The sequence below is a fragment of the Pseudomonas sp. GW823-FHT06E10 genome (genome assembly GCF_058794995.1).
The window spans coordinates 95,975-113,453 of the sequence record NZ_JBXAHJ010000017.1 but is presented as its reverse complement, the minus strand read 5'-3'; the positions used below and the strand labels follow the sequence as shown (position 1 = coordinate 113,453).

The following is a 17,479-nucleotide window of genomic DNA, read 5'->3' as shown; positions in this document are numbered from 1 at the left end:
GGAATCAGTCTGTGGGTGGTGCAATTGAAATAACACATAAGCCTCACCCGCCGAAATGACGACTGGCCTTGCGTCAGTCGTTGCGTTACAAATCCTGTTCTACCGCCCCTACCCGGATTCAACGTCGGAGAACACAGCACATGAACCAATGGCCAGATACCCGCATTCTTGACCTGCTCGGGATCGAACTGCCGATCATTCAGGGGCCGATGGCCGGTGCCACAAACTCTTCCATGGTGATTGCAACCTGCAATGCCGGCGGCCTGGGCTCGATGCCAGCGGCGATGCTCAGCACGGATCAACTGCGCGAAGAGCTCAAAACCATCCGCCAACACACCCGGCGCCCGATCAACGTCAACTTCTTCTGTCATCAGCCTCCGGCTCCGGATGAGCAACGCGCGCAGGACTGGAAAAATCTGCTGCAACCTTACTACCGGGAACTCGGCGCCGACTTCGATGCGCCGACACCGGTGTCCAACCGGGCGCCGTTCGATAATGCGGCCTGCGAAGTGGTCGAAGCGTTTCGCCCTGAAGTGGTGAGTTTTCACTTTGGCCTGCCGGAAAAATCCCTGCTCGACCGGGTCAAGGCCACCGGCGCGAAGGTGCTGTCCTCGGCCACCACGGTCGCAGAAGCCGTGTGGCTGGAACAGCATGGTTGTGATGCAATCATTGCCATGGGCTACGAAGCCGGGGGCCATCGCGGAATGTTTCTCAGCGATGACCTGAGCAGTCAGGTGGGGACTTTCGCCCTGGTGCCCCAAGTCGTCGATGCGGTGAAGGTGCCGGTGATTGCCGCCGGCGGCATCGCTGACGCACGAGGCGTCGCCGCGGCCTTCATGCTCGGTGCTTCGGCGGTGCAGGTGGGTACGGCGTACCTGTTCACGCCAGAGGCCAAGGTCAGCCCTTCCCATCACAAAGCCTTGCGCACCGCCCGGGAAAGCGAGACGGCCGTCACCAACGTGTTCACCGGCCGCCCGGCCCGGGGCATCCTCAATCGGGTGATGCGTGAGCTGGGGCCCATGAGCGCCAAGGCCCCGGCCTTCCCCCTTGCCGGTGGCGCGCTGATGCCGTTGCGGGCCAAAGGTGAAGCGGACTTCAGCAACCTGTGGGCCGGCCAGGCATTTACCCTCGGGGTCGAATTGACCACCGAAGCACTGACTAGAAAGCTGGCTGAAGAAGGATTAGCGAGACTGCTGGGTCGTCCCTGAGCATCACTCTCATTAAAATTGTATACAATTTTGCGGCAACACATTCCGTTCAAAGGCAATTCGCTATATATTTTTGTACATAACGATTAACCTGCCGCCATTGCCTTTAACGGAGCCGTTTCATGACCATTCTTGCCTCACGTTTTGCCCCGACCTGCCTGGCGAGCCTTCTCGCCGTATTCGCCTTCGGCTCAGCCCAGGCGGACGAAGTCCAGGTGGCCGTCGCCGCCAACTTCACCGCCCCCATCCAGGCCATCGCCGCTGATTTCGAAAAAGACACCGGGCATAAACTGGTCGCCTCCTTTGGCGCCACCGGCCAGTTCTACACCCAGATCAAAAACGGCGCGCCGTTCGAAGTGTTCCTCTCGGCAGACGACAGCACCCCGAAAAAGCTTGAAGCCGAAGGCGACTCCGTCAAGGGTTCGCGCTTCACCTACGCCGTCGGTACGCTGGCGCTGTGGTCGGCCAAAGAAGGCTACGTCGATGCCAAGGGCGATGTGCTGAAAAAGAACGAGTATCAGCACCTGTCCATCGCCAACCCCAAAGCCGCGCCTTATGGCCTGGCGGCGACCCAGGTACTGGCCAGGGAAGGTTTGACCGACAAGGTCAAGGACAAGATCGTCGAAGGCCAGAACATCAGCCAGGCCTACCAGTTCGTCTCCACCGGCAATGCCGAGTTGGGTTTTGTCGCCCTGTCGCAGATCTACAAGGACGGCAAGATCACCAGCGGTTCGGCCTGGATCGTTCCCGCCAGCCTGCACGACCCGATCAAGCAAGACGCGGTGATTCTCAACAAGGGCAAGGACAACCCGGCCGCCAAGGCACTGGTTGACTACCTCAAGGGGCCGAAAGCGGCAGCTGTCATCAAGTCCTACGGTTACGAAATCTAAATGTCGCTATCGAGTGCCGATTTTTCCGCCATCTGGCTGACCCTGAAACTGGCGTCCCTGACGACCGTCATCCTGCTGATTGTCGGCACTCCGATTGCGTTATGGCTGTCGCGCACCCGCTCCTGGTTGCGCGGTCCGGTCGGGGCGATTGTCGCCCTGCCCCTGGTGCTGCCACCGACGGTGATTGGTTTCTATCTGTTGCTGGCCCTCGGCCCTCACGGGTACCTTGGCCAGCTCACCCAATCACTGGGCCTTGGCACCCTCACGTTCAGTTTTGCGGGGCTGGTCATCGGTTCGGTGCTGTATTCGATGCCGTTTGTGGTCCAGCCGCTACAAAACGCTTTTTCCTCGATTGGCACGCGCCCGCTCGAAGTGGCCGCGACCTTGCGGGCCAATCCCTGGGATACCTTTTTCAGCGTGACACTGCCCCTGGCCCGCCCCGGCTTCATTACCGCGGCCATTCTCGGCTTTGCCCACACCGTCGGCGAGTTCGGCGTGGTGCTGATGATCGGCGGCAACATTCCCGAGAAGACCCGCGTGGTCTCGGTGCAGATCTACGATCACGTCGAAGCCATGGAGTATGCCCAGGCCCATTGGCTGGCCGGGGCAATGCTGGTGTTCTCGTTTGTCGTCCTGCTGGCGCTGTATTCCAGTCGTAAAACCAAAGCGGGCTGGAGCTGACCGATGATTCAAATGCGTCTGAAACTACGTTATTCGGGCTTCGCCCTGGACGTCGATCTGCAGGTGCCTGGCCGTGGCGTCACTGCGCTTTACGGCCACTCCGGCTCTGGCAAGACCACTTGCCTGCGCTGCATCGCCGGCCTGGAACGGGCCGAGCAAGGCTTTGTCCAGGTTAACGATGAAGTCTGGCAAGACAGCGACAACCGGATCTTCGTCGCGCCGCACAAGCGCGCGCTGGGCTATGTGTTCCAGGAAGCCAGCCTGTTTCCTCATCTGTCGGTGCTGGCCAACCTGGCATTCGGCCTCAAGCGCATCCCCAAGCCGCAGCGTCGGGTCGACATGGCCCACGCCACCGAGTTGCTGGGCATCAGCCATTTGCTGGACCGGCACCCGCAACACCTTTCAGGCGGTGAGCGACAGCGCGTCGGCATCGCCCGCGCCTTGCTCACCAGCCCGAAACTGTTGTTGATGGACGAACCTCTGGCGGCCCTGGATGCCCAACGCAAAGGTGAAATCCTGCCCTACTTGCAACGCCTGCACGACGAACTCGACATCCCGGTGCTGTACGTCAGCCACTCCCAGGATGAAGTTGCGCGGCTGGCCGACCATATCGTGTTGCTCAGCAACGGCAGGGCACTGGCCAGCGGCCCGATCGGCCAGACCCTGGCACGCCTGGACTTGCCGCTGGCAATGGGGGATGACGCGGGTGTGGTGATCGAAGGTCGCGTCAGCGCTTATGACGCCGACTATCAATTGCTGAGCCTGCAATTGCCCGACACTACCCTCAACATCCGTGTGCCTCATACGCCACTGGATGCGGGCCAGGCACTGCGCTGCAAGGTCCAGGCGCGGGATGTGAGCCTGAGCCTGGACAATACCGGGCAAAGCAGCATTCTCAATCGCCTGCCGGTCACTGTGGTCAGCGAAATGAGCGCCGACAACGCCGCCCATGTGCTGATTCGCCTGGACGCTGCCGGCACGCCATTGCTTGCGCGGATCACGCGTTATTCCCGTGATCAACTGAACATCCATCCCGGCCAGCCACTGTGGGCACAAATCAAAGCGGTCGCGGTGCTGGCGTAAATCCGAAGGCACGACTGCACCGGGCAGAGGTCAGCGCCTGAATCGACGAATTGACCTGCCTATTTTTTGCACGATCACCAATGGCTTCTATAGTTGAACTGAACACGTATCCGCTGCGGAGACGCCATGGAAGACATTTTCGTCGTGAAACGCTGCAACAAGATCATCATCCATGGTCGCCGTGCAGGTGAATATGACCACCTGCCACCGGATGCCGCAGTCTGGTACCGCATCGCCGATACCCGCACCCAAGGCTTCATCGGAGATGGCTACGATAGTGAAGAAGACGCTGTGCGTGTTTGCCGTCAGTTGAACGCTCAATCACAAGTGACAGCCCGACAAAGTTGACGGCTCGTCACCATTTTTTAACGGGTCTATACTGAGATAGTTGAAGGATCAGTAACCCTTTCGGCAGAAAGCTCGCCCCAGGCGGGCTTTTTGCTGCCACACCCAGGTTTCTTGAACGGAGGTGCTTCCCATGTCCGAAAAAGAGTCCATCACCACCTTGCTCACCTTGCTGGATTCCCGTCAGGCTCGCCTGGCCGCAGCCTGCAAGGAAATCGCCGACTGGGTCGATCATCAAGGCGGACACCCCACCGCCCTCAGAATTCGTGATCGCCTGAACGACATTGAGAAGGACACGCCGCTGATCCGGCACACGCTGTCGTCTCTCAAGCCTGTCGACCGGCCTCTGCCCCGGTTCAGATGATCCGTCACGAATTCGCGGTGCGGGAAAAGGCCCTATTCGGGCAGCATGATTGGTGACCGTACGTCTCCACACCCTTGGCTGCCTGCTGGATTTCCATCCCTTCTCACAACCCGGCCTGGAACCGGGATTCTTTGTTGCGCAAAACCAATCGAACGTCCCCGCTCACGTGGAGTCAACCGCTCACACGTCACGAAGGAGACGTTCCAATGGTCACTCATTTCAAAGTCAGCGGGCACCTGGCCTGCGGTCACCACGGCAACAACCTCGTATCGACCCGCGAACTCAACCGGGTGAAATGCCGAAGCTGCCGAAACACCGACGCCTACAAAGAAGCCCGCAAGGCTGAGCGCAACGCTGCCCGCCGCGCAGCACGCAAAGCCAAAGCCGTGCACACCGCCAATGACTGGCGTTCAGCCTGGACCGAGCGGCTGACCGCGATGGCCGGCCTGCAACGACTGCCCCGTGGCTTTGGCGGCCAACCCTTCGTTTAGGGAGCATGAAGTCGCCGTCAGGTTTTTACGGCAAGTCGATGTCCCTGCGCGCGGGCTCCATGATCTCGCGCAGGGACATGCGCTTGAACGCCTCGACCAGTGTTCGCCCCTCAACGGATGCACAAGTGACCGCCAACCGCATGGTCGCTTCGCCCAGGTGCCAGATCAAAAACGCGGACTCCTCGACCTGTTGCTCGTCGCAGTCGGGATACACGCGTAGCATCGCCTGGGCCAGCAGGGCTCCGGCAACCCGGCTCTCCTCCAGTTCCAGCTGCAACAACTGCTTGTCGGCCTGCATGCCGGACCAGATGTCACGCATCACCGGTGTCGCCATCACGATCTCGTAATACTGATCGAGCAACTGCGAATAGGCGGCGCGCAAACCCCGGGCATCCTCGACAGCCTCCATTGCCTCGGCAATGCAACGACGGCTTTCAGCGTTGTAGCGCTCGGCCAGCGTACGGATCACGGAACTCTTGTCGGGGAAGTACTGATAAAGGGAACCGATCGAGATCTCGGAGCGCTCGGCGATTTCACTCATCTTGAGTTGGTCGCTGCCCTTGTCCGCGATCAATTGAGTGGCCATGGCCAGAATCCGCTCCTGACGATCGCGGCTGCGCTGTTGCGTGGGTTTGCGTCGAACCGCTTCTGCAGCAGGCTGTTCGAGGGTTTCAGAGGTTTTTTTGCGCACGAGTGAGTTCCCGATCAAAAACGTGACATGTACTCACCTTAGCATCGCCATTCCCTACGCCCAACAACAGATGCCACACGTCGGGGAATTCGATCTGATGGGTTGACGGTGAAACATGAGCATCTATCATCTTTTAAACATGAGCATCACTCACATTAATCGATGGAGATGAACGCGATGAAAACGGCCCAACCCATCACGCTGGTCCTCGGCGCCACCGGCAAAACCGGACGGCGCATCACACAACGGCTCGAGACTGCCGGCCTGCCCGTTCGCCGGGGTTCGCGCGATGCCAATCCACCCTTCGACTGGGAAGATCGATCGACCTGGGACGCCGTGATCGATGGCGTTCATTGCGTCTACATTTCCTTTCAACCGGACCTCGCCGTTCCAGGCGCCGTTGAAACCATCCAGGCGTTCACCGACCTGGCGGTGAAAAGCGGCGTCCGCAAACTGGTCTTGTTATCCGGGCGCGGCGAAGTTGAAGCGCAACAGGCCGAACGCGTCGTACAGGACAGCGGGATTGACTGGACGATTCTGCGGGCCAGTTGGTTCTGCCAGAATTTCAGCGAGGCACACTTTCTTGAACCCATTGTGCAAGGTGAGCTTGCACTCCCCGTCGGCCAGGTCGCCGAGCCCTTTGTCGATGCAGAAGACATCGCCGAGTGTGCCGTCGCGGCACTGACCCAACCCGGACACACCAACCAGCTCTATGAACTTACCGGCCCTCGGGCGTTGACCTTTGCCCAGGCCGTGACCGAGATTGCTTGCGCCACCGGTCGCAACATCGAATTGGTGGCCGTACCGGCGGACGCGTATCGACAGGCAATGGAACAGGAACAACTTCCCCCGGCGTTGATCGACCTGGTGTTGTATCTCTTCACGACTGTGCTGGACGGGCGCAACACACCCGTGGCCGATGGTGTACAGCGGGCGTTGGGACGGCCGGCGCGCGACTTTGGCGACTACGTACGGCGCACTGCCGCTACGGGCATCTGGGGCAATGGCCGTCCGACGTAAAGCAGTGGCGGGAACAGGCTTCGTCGACTAGGGTTTTTTGGCGTATCGAAGTGCGGCGCCTTTATTGGCAGGAGCCTGATCAAGGAGGAACCCATGTCACTCAATCGTAGTGCTGAACAAACCTACCGCCAGTGGTCGACCCCGATCCTGTTGGAACTCAAGGAGCGAGAACATCAGATGAACCCGTCAGACCGCCAGGCCCTGGAAAACGTACTGCTGGAAAGAAGGCTGATCGATACCGGCAACCCGGCCGGCAGCGATCGCCGCAAGGCAGACCCGACGTCCTGAAAAGCATCAGGCAATCACGATCAAGATAGAAATAATGGAACAGAAAAAAACAAGGGCTTGCATCCGCTTTCGCTTGCAAGCCCTTGGTTTAGAGAATGCCCAATCGAACGCAAACACGGTTCCAACGTCTGAATCCCCCCCGCCGCCGTAAATCCATTTTTGATAATTATTAATTTCCAAACACTCCCCTCTATCGGCTTTAAATGTGCCAAGAGGAGGGTTAGCCATGGTAGGGCCCGCAGGTGACGTTTTTGACGAAAGCTTCGACTGCCATCAAAACCGCATTTGCAGAGGCTGACTTTCCTGAGCAGATTTACTGTTTTGTCCCGCGTCGTCACCCAGGCCACGCAGACAAACATTCACACACCGCACTTCGGTTTTCCCCGGTTCGAGACCAGGCTAAACCACCACATGGAGGGATTCCAGGATGCTGATAAAAATCGAGAAGGCGAGCAAACCGGAAGGCTGGAATGTATGGATGAACGCGTGGTGCGTTGAGTTTCGCAGCTACGCAGAGGCCTTGGCGTTCGTGATCAGATTGGAAGGCCGGATCAATGCACCTCACCCCTTGCCTATCAGCACCGCCAGACTTCTTTTGGAACAGGCTTGACCTCGCGACGCCATCACCGATGAGGCTATCCACGACGTCATATCCGTATTTATTAATCTGTCTTTGATAATTATTGATTTCGCTCGCCCCTCTCCCTCGACTTTAAATATGCGTCGAGGGGGCGTTGGCCAAGGTGAGGTTTACAGGTGACACCTTTAACGGACGCTTCGAATACAGCCAGTCTGCTTTCGAGGAGGCCGACCTTCCTCACCATGTGTAATACTTTTCCCCGCATCTTCCCCCAGGAGATGCGGGTTTTTTTTCGTAAATGCGTTAAAACCACCCGCTACGATCATCTTCCAACTCTTGGCGACACACTTTAAGTTGAGCGTTGTAAATCTCTGACTGCTTTTGCACTTTCTGGGCAACCTGCATCAGCCAAGGTTTACTGCGATAGGTATTGCGGCTAAAGCCCCCACGCCCCTCGTGATAGGCCAGGTACTGATTGTAGGTGTCCCATTTGGAGATTCCGAGCTGACGTTGGGTGCCAGTGGTGTACCAACCGATAAACATGATCGCGTCGTCAAAACTGTCACGCGAACCACCGTTGCCCGTATTGTCCTTGTACTCACCCCACACCGGGTCTTGAGCCTGCGCATAACCGTAGGCCGAACTGACTCGCCCCCAGGGGATCACCCAGAGCAGGTAGTCACGAGGCGGCAATGCGTCCGCCACGTAACTGCTTTCCTGCTTCATGATCGCCATGGCCACATGCAGAGGCGTCCCATATTCACTCTGCATTTGCAGCGAGTCCTCATACCAGTCGGGATACTCACGGTAAATACTGCAGAGATTGCCTTGGTCTTTTGGCGGTGTAGTCGTGCACCCCGTTAAAAACAGCATCAACAATGCCAACAGCAGAACCTGTCCTTGTTTCATTCATTACCCTCAAAAATAAGGGCATAAGGTACCCTCCGTTTACTGCAAGGCGCCTGAGTCAGGCAGGTGCAGACAAAAACGTCAGAAGACATCCAGCTTGATCGCGTCACCCTTATCGAAAGGCTTCTTTGTAAGTCCCTATTGCACGGCGGCCTGACGCAAGCCCTGCGCTCTGATTGAATGCTCACACGCGGGCGTGAGGCCAGTGGGTGTACTCCGGGTTTCGATCTAGAGCATTTTCTCCAGGCCGATCTTGTCGCTGAGCCAGGCCTTGAAGCTGCGCCACCTGCCGCCGGGCTCCTTGCGCAAGGTATGCAGGCGGTCGTCGTCCTCGGTGAGCCAGACAATTTCGCCGTTTTCCAGTCGGGCCTGGTAACTCCGGGCCGGCGCCATGCCCTCAAGCGCCAGCTGGCGTACGTAGCCGGCCAGTTCGGGACTATCGACCAGCACCCCGACTTCAGTGTTCCAGAACACTGAACGCGGGTCGAAATTGTACGAGCCGACGAACACTTTCTGTCTGTCCAGGATCATGGCCTTGGTGTGCAGGCTGGAGTCAGAGCCACCACTGAAACCAAACGAGGAGCTACGACCGGGATCGTCCGGCTGGCGCCGCAGCTCATAGAGTTTCACGCCATGTTCGAGCAGAGTCTTGCGATACGGTGCATAGCCGCCATGCACCGCCGGCACATCGGTGGCCTCCAGTGAGTTGGTCAGCAGGCGCACATCAACGCCGGCATCGGCACGACCCAGGAGATAGTCCATGCCCGGCTTTTGCGGGACGAAATAGGCCGAGATCATGATCAGCTCGCTATTGACGCTATCGAGTTCAGGCCGCAGCTGTGTGGCCATCAATAGCGCGCGTGCCGGTTCGCCGCTGGCCAGGACCTTGCTTGGAGCGTCCCACATCGCCTTGCTATGGGCCCAGATCAGCTGCTTGCGCCAGGTCTCGAGTTGCGGTTGAGTCTGGTAGGTCATGAGATGGTTGTACAACGCCTTGCTCTCGATACGTGAGGTCTGGAGCGATTGCTCCAGGCGTTGGCGGCTTTCGAGCAAGTCTTGCGCTGTTGGCTTGTTGAGCTGGAAGTCACTGATCGACTGGCTCAAGGCGCTGTTCCAGTACTGATCGAAGCTGTGCCCCAATTGCTCGGCGACCGGGCCGATGCCCAGCAGGTCCATGTCGGTGAAGTTGTGGTCGGGCCTGGCGTCGAAATATTCATCCCCCAGGTTGCGTCCGCCGACGATCGCTGCGCTGTTGTCGGCCAGCCACAGTTTGTTGTGCATGCGTCGGTGTTGTTGGGAAAGATCAAGCAGGCGGCCCATGGTTCGAGTGACCACGGTGCTGCGCCCCAGATGCAAAGGGTTGAAGACGCGGATATGGATGTTCGGGTGCACCGCCAGGGTAGCGATGACTTCTTCCTGGCCGTCGCTGGCAGTGTCATCGAGCAAGATGCGTACCCGTACGCCGCGATCTGCTGCCAGCAGCATTTCATGCACCAGCGCCCGAGTGCTGAAACCGTTATGCACGATGTAGTACTGCAGATCGACGGCTTTCTGCGCATTGCGGATCAACTCCGCGCGCGCCCGGAATGCTTCACTGCTGTTGGGCAGCAAGCGAAAACCCGAGCGCCCCTCATGCGCGGCGGCCTGAGCCTGGATCGAGCGCCCGAACACCGAATCGCTGGCGGGTATCGCCTCGCTGAATTCGTGGGGCAATCGCGTGGTGGCGCAGCCGACGAGCAGCAGCGCGAACAGCATGGCGCAGAGAAACCGGGACATGGGCAAGGACTGCTCCTCAACCACAACGGGTGTAGTTTTGAACTCGGCATCCAGCCAGTACTGGCTGCCGAGCACATGCAGCCCTCGATAGTCCGCACGACTTGTTCCAGTAAAGCCCGTTTCAAGCAGCGTGTCGAAATATTCCAGCAGCTGCGCCCAGAGCATGAAACCGCCCTGGGCCGGGTGCAGGCCCGCCCTCCGCTATAGCGCCTGGCTGGGTCGAACAGTTTGGGTCAGCCGGTGTCGCTAACAACTTACGCGGTGCCCTGGAAGCCATCGATAAGATTGAAGAGTTCATCAAGATGACGCTTGTGGTGATGATGGCACCGGAGTGACTGAGTCGTTTTCGGCCCTTCGCGACAGGCAGCAGTCAGCCAAAAGCGGGCGCTCACAGCGGATTTAGATTTTGACGTGTGCCCACTCTATAAACGGCTCTGGAAAAACGACGGCAGCAAAGTAGTCGCCTAACTTGGGCGCTGGGCTCGTTCCGATTCATCCAGGTGCTCTAGCAGCATCGCTATCGTCGCATCCCGCAGCTTGATTGCCTCCATCCAGTCCGGCCCGTCTGCCAACAGCGGAGGACAGACGTTGACGTGGATTGCACCGTGGCGCGGGTACCACTGACCGTCGCGCAGCACCTTGCGCGTGCCGCAAATTGCGACCGGCAGCAGCGGCACGCCGGCACGCGCAGCTAGCACGAAGGCGCCCATGTGGAACGTTCGCAATCCTGGCTCGCGGGTGAAGGTTCCCTCGGGAAAGAACACCAAGGGCTGGCCAGCCTGCAGCGCCTCGGCCAGGGGCTCGGTGTCTGCGGCGCTGCGCTGCAGGTCGAAGCGTTCGACAAAGCGGGCGCCGAGCTTGCGCAGGAACCGGCCGGCGATCCACTGGTCAGCCAATTCGCGCTTGGCAACGAAGCTGAACTGTGGCGGTAGGGCCGCGCTGAGAATGACACCATCGAGGTAGCTGGCATGGTTTGCGGCCAGCACGCTCACCGAGGAGGAAGGCAGGCGTTCGAGTCCCGTGACACTAAACGGAACACCCGCCAGGCGCAGAAACAGCCGGGAGGCCGTACGGGTAAAACTGCGACACCAACGCTGGCGCGGCAGGATCGCAACGACCAGCCAGGTCAGCGGTGTGACCAGCCAGAACAGCAGCCAGATGTAAGTGGCATACAACGCGGCGCGGCAGGTCTGCCAGCTGCGACCGAAATGCCCGCGCAAGGCCTGCAATACCAGGCGCAGCAGCTGGCGCCAAACGGCCAGGTGCGGCCGCCCCACTTCGCCGCGCTCATACAGTTCACGACTGGCAGCACGGCGAAGCTTTCCGCTGGAGGTTTTCAGTACGCTATGCGGTGGCGCCAGAACGATATCGTCGGGCGCCACACCGGTGAGGTCGAACACGATACGGTTGACCTCCTGCTGCAGCTGTTGCCGCGCAGCAGCGTCCTTCTCGTAGCTTTCCGCCAACACCACCAGGCGCTCGGTGCCGGTGGCCGGCTCCGGACTGCCGAACACCGCGATGCAGCCTTTGCGCAGCCCGGGCAGATTGCCGACCGCTGCTTCGACATCGTAGGGGTAGATGTTGCGCCCGGCACGGATGATCAAGTCCTTGGCGCGGCCGGTCAGGTAGACCTCGCCGCCGGCCATGTAGGCGAAGTCGAGCGAGTCGAACCAGCCATCGCGCAGCACCCGGCGGGTCTCTTCGGGGTTGCGGTAGTAGCCTGCCGAGGTAGACGGCCCGCGAAATTGCAGGTGCCCTTCGCTGCGTTCGGGCAGTTCGATTCCGCTGCCATCGACGATACGAATCTGATGGCCCGGCAGTGGTCGACCGCTGGAGACGAAGCGCAGCGTTGCGCTGGCATCCGCTTCGGCGGGCAGTGCATTGCCACGGGCCTGGAACGCATCGCGCTGTACCCGGTCGATCAGCGGCCCTCGGCCCAGGGGAGGAAAGGCCACGCCCAGCGTAGCCTCGGCCAACCCATAGACCGGCGCCAACGCGGTAGGGGCCAAGCCGTAGCGAACGAAACGTTCGGCGAAGCGCTGCAAGGTCTGCGGGCTGACCGGTTCGGCACCGTTGAAGGCCAGGCGCCAACTGCTCAGGTCCAGGCCCTCGAGGTCGCCGTCAGCAAGTTTGTTCAGGCACAGTTCGTAGGCAAAGTTGGGCGCCGCCGACAACGTGCCGCGGAAGCGGTCGATGGCCCATAGCCAACGCGCCGGCCGTGCCAGGAAAGCCAGCGGCGACATCAGCATCAGGCTGTAGCCGTAGTACAGGCTGCCCAGCCAGGCACCGATCAATCCCATGTCGTGGTACATGGGCAGCCAGCTGACGAACACGTCTTGCGGCCCCACCTTCAGAGCCCTCCCCATGGCGCGCAGATTGGCCAGCAGATTGGCGTGGCTGACCATCACACCCTTGGGCTGGCCAGTACTGCCCGAGGTGTACTGCAGGAAGGCGATGTCATCCGGTTGCCGCGGCGGTGTGACACACTCGCCCCCCTCGCCTGTCAGCTCGGCCACGCTGGCAATGCGCGTCAGGCTCGGGACCTGCGGCTGGAGCAACCGGGCGAGCAGCTTCGCTTGCGTCACGGTAATCAGCACTTTGGCCTCGGCGTTGCGCAGAATACCGGCCTGGCGGCGCAGATGATCCTCTATCTGCGACAGGCGCAGCGGTGGGTAGATGGGCACCGGCACACCACCGGCCAACAGGATGCCGAAAAAGCCCTGGAGAAAGTCGCGGCCTGTGGGCAGCATCAGCGCCACGGTCTGACCGGCGTGCAAGCCACAGCGTTGCAGCCCTGCGGCAACGGCCAAGGCACCCTGGTGCAAGGCGCCATAGCTGATATCTTCCTGCTGGTCACTTTCACCTAGCAGGCGCACGTGGAGATGCTGCGGCTGCTGGCGCACATGCCAGTCCAGTACCTCGATCAAGGTCCGCGCGGCGTCTGGCGTCTGCCCCGTTGCTATCAGGGTCTCGCTGGAGTTGCTGGAGGGCAACGGACGTACGGCCTCGGCGCCATGCCTGCTGTGCAGCACGCGCAGTATGTCGGTGGGGGTGTCTGCCGAGGCGAACAGGTTTTCTGGCAAGCGCACACCGAATTCGTGCTCGATACGTGACCAGAGCTCGACTCGAGCCAGGCTGTCTACGCCCAGATCCCGATCCAGCACGCTGTGCAAGGTGACTTGCAAACCTTCTGCCGCTTGCGGGCGCAGCTCGACCACGGTGCGCCGGACAATTTCGAGCAATTTTTCCGCGTCCCCATCGCAACGGGGAACGGCACGGGTTTCTGGAGGCGGACGAGGCATCGGCAGCCCCTCATGACAGAACAATCTGTGTGTAGATCCTTGCCAATTGCCATTATGCGCCTACTGAGACGACTGGGAATGCCATCATCAGCTGCAGCGCTCGCAGGATGGGTGAGCCGGGGCTAGGCTTCTGAAGAACGCAGCCCCTGCAGAGAGATCTGCCATGCCAGCCAGCCTTGCCCCCGGAGTGACACGCCGAGAAATCTGGGCCTGGGCGATGTTCGATTTCGCCAACTCCGGTTACACGACCGTGGTGATCACCGCCGTGTTCAACGCCTACTTCGTCGCCGTGGTCGCCAAGGGCGAAGCCTGGGGTACGCTGGCCTGGACCAGCGCCATATCCCTCTCTTACGCCTTGATCATCCTGACCGCTCCGCTGATCGGTGCCTACGCCGACGCCTTCGCCTGCAAGAAACGCCTGCTGCTGTTCAGCACGATCGGTTGCGTCGTCTTTACCGCTGGACTGGCGTTGGCCGGGCCGGGAGAGCTTGGCGTTGCGATTCTGTTCATCGTGCTATCCAACTACTGCTTCGGCAGCGGCGAGAACCTGATTGCCGCCTTCCTGCCCCAGCTCGCCCGTGCGGATGCCTTGGGCAAGGTGTCCGGCTGGGGCTGGGGGTTGGGTTACATTGGCGGTTTGGTCAGCCTGGGCGCCTGCCTGGCCTTCGTCAGCTGGGCCCAGGCGCAAGGCCAGACAGCGGCGCAGTTCGTGCCGGTGTGCATGCTGATCACTGCGGTCTTGTTCGCGTTGGCCAGCGTACCGACCTTCCTGTTCTTGCGTGAACGCAGCCTGCCGCAAACAGGGAGCAGCGACAGGCCTATCCCGCAAGCGGCGCTGGCGCGCTTCGCGCAGACGCTGCGCGAAGCCGACCGCTATCGTGACCTGCTGCGCTTCCTTGCCTGCACCGTCTGCTACCAGGCCGGTATCTCGGCGGTGATCACCCTGGCTGCCATCTATGCCAATCAGGTCATGGGCTTCGGTACCCAGGACACGCTGCTGCTGATCTTCGTGGTGAATATCACGGCCTCCATCGGTGCCGTGCTGTTCGGTTGGCTGCAGGATCGCCTCGGCCATCGCACCACGCTGGCGCTGACCCTGCTGGGCTGGCTCGGCATGGTCGGTCTGGTCTGGGTCGCGCGCGGCCCCGGGCTGTTCTGGCTGGCGGCCAACCTCGCCGGTCTGTGCATGGGCGCCAGCCAATCGGCCGGACGTGCGATAGTCGGTCTGCTCGCGCCGCCGACGCGGCTAGCGGAGTTCTTCGGCCTCTGGGGGCTGGCCGTCAAACTGTCGGCAATCCTCGGCCCCATGACTTACGGCTTGACCAGTTGGCTGTCCGGAGGCGATCACCGCCTGGCGATGCTGATTACCGGCAGCTATTTCGTTGTCGGCCTGCTGATCCTGGCCGGCGTCAACCTGGAGCGCGGGCGGCAGGTAGCTGTCAGCCATACCGAGAGTCTCGAAAAGTGAAAGAGACTCCCTGCATCGGGTCAGTCTTCGCCTGTCGAAACTGACCTAATTCGGCCAAAAGCTGCTGGTGATGAATCAAACACAACGATGTGTCCAGTCTGCCAAACACATTCGCCTCATGAGTTTTCACGTAGCTTGCAAAAGTCATGCGAATAGGGATAGATCGCTTTAAAACGTCAACTCATCACATGTCTCGCTGCCAGGTCTATTTATGCCGCTCAGCTTTCATAAAATGCACGCCAATGGCGATGATTTCGTTATCGTCGACTCGCGAAAATCACCGAATCCAATCACCAGCAATATGGCTCGTCTAATGGGAGATCGGAACCGAGGAGTCGGCTTCAATCAACTCGCGGTGGTGTTTGATTGCGATGATGCAGATGCGCGTTTGATGTTCTGGAATGCAGATGGCTCAACGCTGGACGCTTGTGGCAGCGCAACGCGCGGGGCCGCTGATATGCTGATGCGTGAATCCAATATGACTTCGGCAGCACTGCGAACCAACCGTGGCCTGCTGACTTGCGAACGAACTTCAACCGGCGCCATTTCTGTAAACATGGGAAAGCCACTTTTGGGTTGGTCGGATGTTCCTCTGGCTTTGGAAATGGACACTTTAGTGATGCCACTTGCCGGTCACCCAACAGCTTGCAGCATGGGAAATCCGCACTGCACCTATTTTGTGGATGATCTGACAGCCGTTGAGATTGCAACGATTGGACCGGGAGTTGAAACCAACCCCTTGTTTCCCCTCAGGACGAACGTGCATTTCGTCCAGATCATTGACCGAAAGCACATCCGGTTGCGAATTTGGGAGCGCGGGGGCGGTATCCCGCTGGGTTCAGGCTCCTGCTCTTGCGGCGCCGCAGTTAACGGAATTCGTCGTGGCTTGCTAGACAATTGCGTTGAGGTCGAATGTGACGGCGGAGCTGTAACGGTTCAATGGGATGGCGAGGGATCAGTTTTTCTCACCGGGCCGGTAGAGACGACTTTTTCAGGAACAATCGCGGATGCTTTGTTGAAAGCTTGATTTTCAGGTAGGCCGCTATTGGCCGACTTTTGCCTGTCGCCACCGTCTGCTTTGGGTTGTGGATTCAACCGGTCGATGACTACGCCGATCAGTCGACCATCACTGTCGCGCTCAGCTAGCGTCGGTGCCGCCATCGCCCGTTCTTGTCTCAAATTCATCATTGTTCTCCCGTAACCCGTGTTTTGCTCTTCGTCAAAGTCAGGCTCAACAGTACCGAAATCAAGATGATGCCGCCAACTGTGGTCAGCGACCATTGGATCGGCATGTGCCACCACGGCGCGACCAGCATCTTGCCGCCGATGAACACCAGTACGATGGCCAGACCATATTTGAGCAAGTGGAAACGGTAGGCCATGTCGGCAAGCAGAAAATACAGTGCGCGCATGCCCATGATGGCGAAGATATTGGAGGTGAACACGATGAAGGGGTCGGTGGTGACGGCGAAGATAGCCGGGATGCTGTCGACCGCGAACACCAGGTCGCTGGCCTCGATCAGCACCAGCACCGGGAACAGCGGCGTCGCCCAGCGCAGGCCGTTCTGGCGCACGAAGAAGCGCTCGCCGTGAAAACCGTCGGTGATGCGAAGATGGCTACGCAGCCAGCGCAGCAAAGGGTTCTTTTCGAGCTCTGGCTGCTGGTTGGCGAAGATCAGCATCTTGAAGCCGGTGATGAGGAGGAAAGCGCCAAAGACATAGAGCAGCCAGGCAAACTCCTGCACCAGCCAGACACCGGCGAAAATCATACCGGCGCGCATGATGATGGCGCCGAGCACGCCATAGAGCAGGACGCGGCGCTGCAACGCTTGCGGCACGGCGAAATAGCCGAAGATCATCACGAAAACGAACATGTTGTCGATCGACAGCGACTGCTCGATCAGGTAGCCCGTCAGGAATTCGAGCGTTGTACGCTGGGCCACTTCGGCGCCGAACATGCTGCGCAGATACCACCAGAGCAGAACGGAGAAGACCAACGCCAAACTGGTCCAGGCGATGACCCAGGCCAGCGCTTCGCGTACCGAAACACGATGCGCCTTGCGCCCGCCGAAAACGAAAAGATCCAGCGCCAGCATGGCGAGGACGAACCCGATAAAGGCGGCCCACATCCAAGATTGGCCGACGCTAATGGTGGTCATTTAACTATCCAAGGTTGGCCGATACTCATATAGCGCCGCACGATCACCCGCCCCAATGCGGGCGGCGCAGTGACTTAAGCGGTAGGCCAGGCGCTTGCTGAAGTAATCTCGAAACCGCGGCATTGGATGGCCTTCTGCATGACTGTCTCTGCATGAAGTAAATGGGCTGGAAGAGGTCATGCTAACGGGCATGTAGCATCAGTAAAAATCGTTTATTCGTTGCG

The 17,479-nt window shown here is 59.7% G+C and carries 17 protein-coding genes; 12 read left to right on the top strand and 5 right to left on the bottom strand.

Annotated elements, in window-relative coordinates; genetic code table 11:
- Positions 1–140 precede the first annotated feature (140 nt).
- From AC1Q6Y_RS24025 to AC1Q6Y_RS23995, 7 genes are all read left to right on the top strand, one after another.
- Complete coding sequence (locus AC1Q6Y_RS24025) at positions 141–1,208, top strand: NAD(P)H-dependent flavin oxidoreductase (protein ID WP_154909152.1); 1,068 nt, start codon at positions 141–143, stop codon at positions 1,206–1,208.
- A 122-nt stretch (positions 1,209–1,330) separates the two neighbouring features.
- Positions 1,331–2,098: a molybdate ABC transporter substrate-binding protein gene (gene modA / locus AC1Q6Y_RS24020; RefSeq protein WP_349734393.1), complete on the top strand. Its 768-nt coding sequence runs from the start codon at positions 1,331–1,333 to the stop codon at positions 2,096–2,098.
- Positions 2,099–2,779 (top strand): molybdate ABC transporter permease subunit, encoded by a 681-nt coding sequence (gene modB, locus AC1Q6Y_RS24015; protein WP_090455483.1) that lies wholly within the window; start codon positions 2,099–2,101, stop codon positions 2,777–2,779.
- Between the two features lie 3 nt (positions 2,780–2,782).
- Positions 2,783–3,862, top strand: a complete 1,080-nt coding sequence (modC, locus tag AC1Q6Y_RS24010; protein ID WP_090455485.1) for a molybdenum ABC transporter ATP-binding protein — start codon at positions 2,783–2,785, stop codon at positions 3,860–3,862.
- Positions 3,863–3,988: 126 nt separating this feature from the next.
- Positions 3,989–4,210, top strand: a complete 222-nt coding sequence (locus AC1Q6Y_RS24005; protein ID WP_492625292.1) for a hypothetical protein — start codon at positions 3,989–3,991, stop codon at positions 4,208–4,210.
- Positions 4,211–4,340: 130 nt separating this feature from the next.
- Positions 4,341–4,571: a hypothetical protein gene (locus tag AC1Q6Y_RS24000; protein ID WP_057714650.1), complete on the top strand. Its 231-nt coding sequence runs from the start codon at positions 4,341–4,343 to the stop codon at positions 4,569–4,571.
- Between the two features lie 206 nt (positions 4,572–4,777).
- Positions 4,778–5,062, top strand: a complete 285-nt coding sequence (locus AC1Q6Y_RS23995) for a hypothetical protein (RefSeq protein WP_057714648.1) — start codon at positions 4,778–4,780, stop codon at positions 5,060–5,062.
- A gap of 25 nt (positions 5,063–5,087) precedes the next feature.
- Here AC1Q6Y_RS23995 and AC1Q6Y_RS23990 read toward each other — a convergent pair whose 3' ends face one another.
- Positions 5,088–5,753, bottom strand: coding sequence for a TetR/AcrR family transcriptional regulator (locus tag AC1Q6Y_RS23990; RefSeq protein WP_492625291.1), 666 nt, complete (start codon positions 5,751–5,753; stop codon positions 5,088–5,090).
- A 177-nt stretch (positions 5,754–5,930) separates the two neighbouring features.
- Between AC1Q6Y_RS23990 and AC1Q6Y_RS23985 the strand changes: the two genes are divergently transcribed.
- The 3 genes from AC1Q6Y_RS23985 (at position 5,931) to AC1Q6Y_RS23975 (ending at position 7,671) form a co-directional block, all read left to right on the top strand.
- A complete protein-coding gene (locus AC1Q6Y_RS23985; protein ID WP_349734400.1) occupies positions 5,931–6,773 on the top strand; it encodes an NAD(P)H-binding protein in 843 nt (280 codons plus the stop codon).
- Between the two features lie 93 nt (positions 6,774–6,866).
- Positions 6,867–7,061 (top strand): hypothetical protein, encoded by a 195-nt coding sequence (locus AC1Q6Y_RS23980; RefSeq protein WP_090455493.1) that lies wholly within the window; start codon positions 6,867–6,869, stop codon positions 7,059–7,061.
- A gap of 427 nt (positions 7,062–7,488) precedes the next feature.
- Complete coding sequence (locus tag AC1Q6Y_RS23975) at positions 7,489–7,671, top strand: hypothetical protein (protein ID WP_057714641.1); 183 nt, start codon at positions 7,489–7,491, stop codon at positions 7,669–7,671.
- Positions 7,672–7,944: 273 nt separating this feature from the next.
- On the opposite strand, the gene AC1Q6Y_RS23970 is transcribed toward AC1Q6Y_RS23975, so the two are convergent.
- The 3 genes from AC1Q6Y_RS23970 to AC1Q6Y_RS23960 form a co-directional block, all read right to left on the bottom strand.
- Entirely contained in the window at positions 7,945–8,550 is a 606-nt protein-coding gene (locus AC1Q6Y_RS23970) for a transglycosylase SLT domain-containing protein (RefSeq protein ID WP_057714639.1), read from the bottom strand.
- 228 nt (positions 8,551–8,778) lie between these two features.
- Complete coding sequence (locus AC1Q6Y_RS23965) at positions 8,779–10,326, bottom strand: phospholipase D-like domain-containing protein (protein ID WP_492625315.1); 1,548 nt, start codon at positions 10,324–10,326, stop codon at positions 8,779–8,781.
- Between the two features lie 464 nt (positions 10,327–10,790).
- The gene (locus tag AC1Q6Y_RS23960) at positions 10,791–13,628 is read right to left on the bottom strand and encodes an AMP-binding protein (RefSeq protein WP_492625290.1); all 2,838 of its coding nucleotides are present in this window, start codon (positions 13,626–13,628) and stop codon (positions 10,791–10,793) included.
- 163 nt (positions 13,629–13,791) lie between these two features.
- Here AC1Q6Y_RS23960 and AC1Q6Y_RS23955 point away from each other — a divergent pair, with 163 nt between their 5' ends.
- Complete coding sequence (locus tag AC1Q6Y_RS23955; protein WP_492625289.1) at positions 13,792–15,096, top strand: MFS transporter; 1,305 nt, start codon at positions 13,792–13,794, stop codon at positions 15,094–15,096.
- A 211-nt stretch (positions 15,097–15,307) separates the two neighbouring features.
- A complete protein-coding gene (gene dapF, locus AC1Q6Y_RS23950) occupies positions 15,308–16,123 on the top strand; it encodes a diaminopimelate epimerase (RefSeq protein ID WP_150814093.1) in 816 nt (271 codons plus the stop codon).
- A 157-nt stretch (positions 16,124–16,280) separates the two neighbouring features.
- On the opposite strand, the gene AC1Q6Y_RS23945 is transcribed toward dapF, so the two are convergent.
- The gene (locus AC1Q6Y_RS23945) at positions 16,281–17,255 is read right to left on the bottom strand and encodes a TerC family protein (RefSeq protein ID WP_492625288.1); all 975 of its coding nucleotides are present in this window, start codon (positions 17,253–17,255) and stop codon (positions 16,281–16,283) included.
- Positions 17,256–17,479 lie beyond the last annotated feature (224 nt).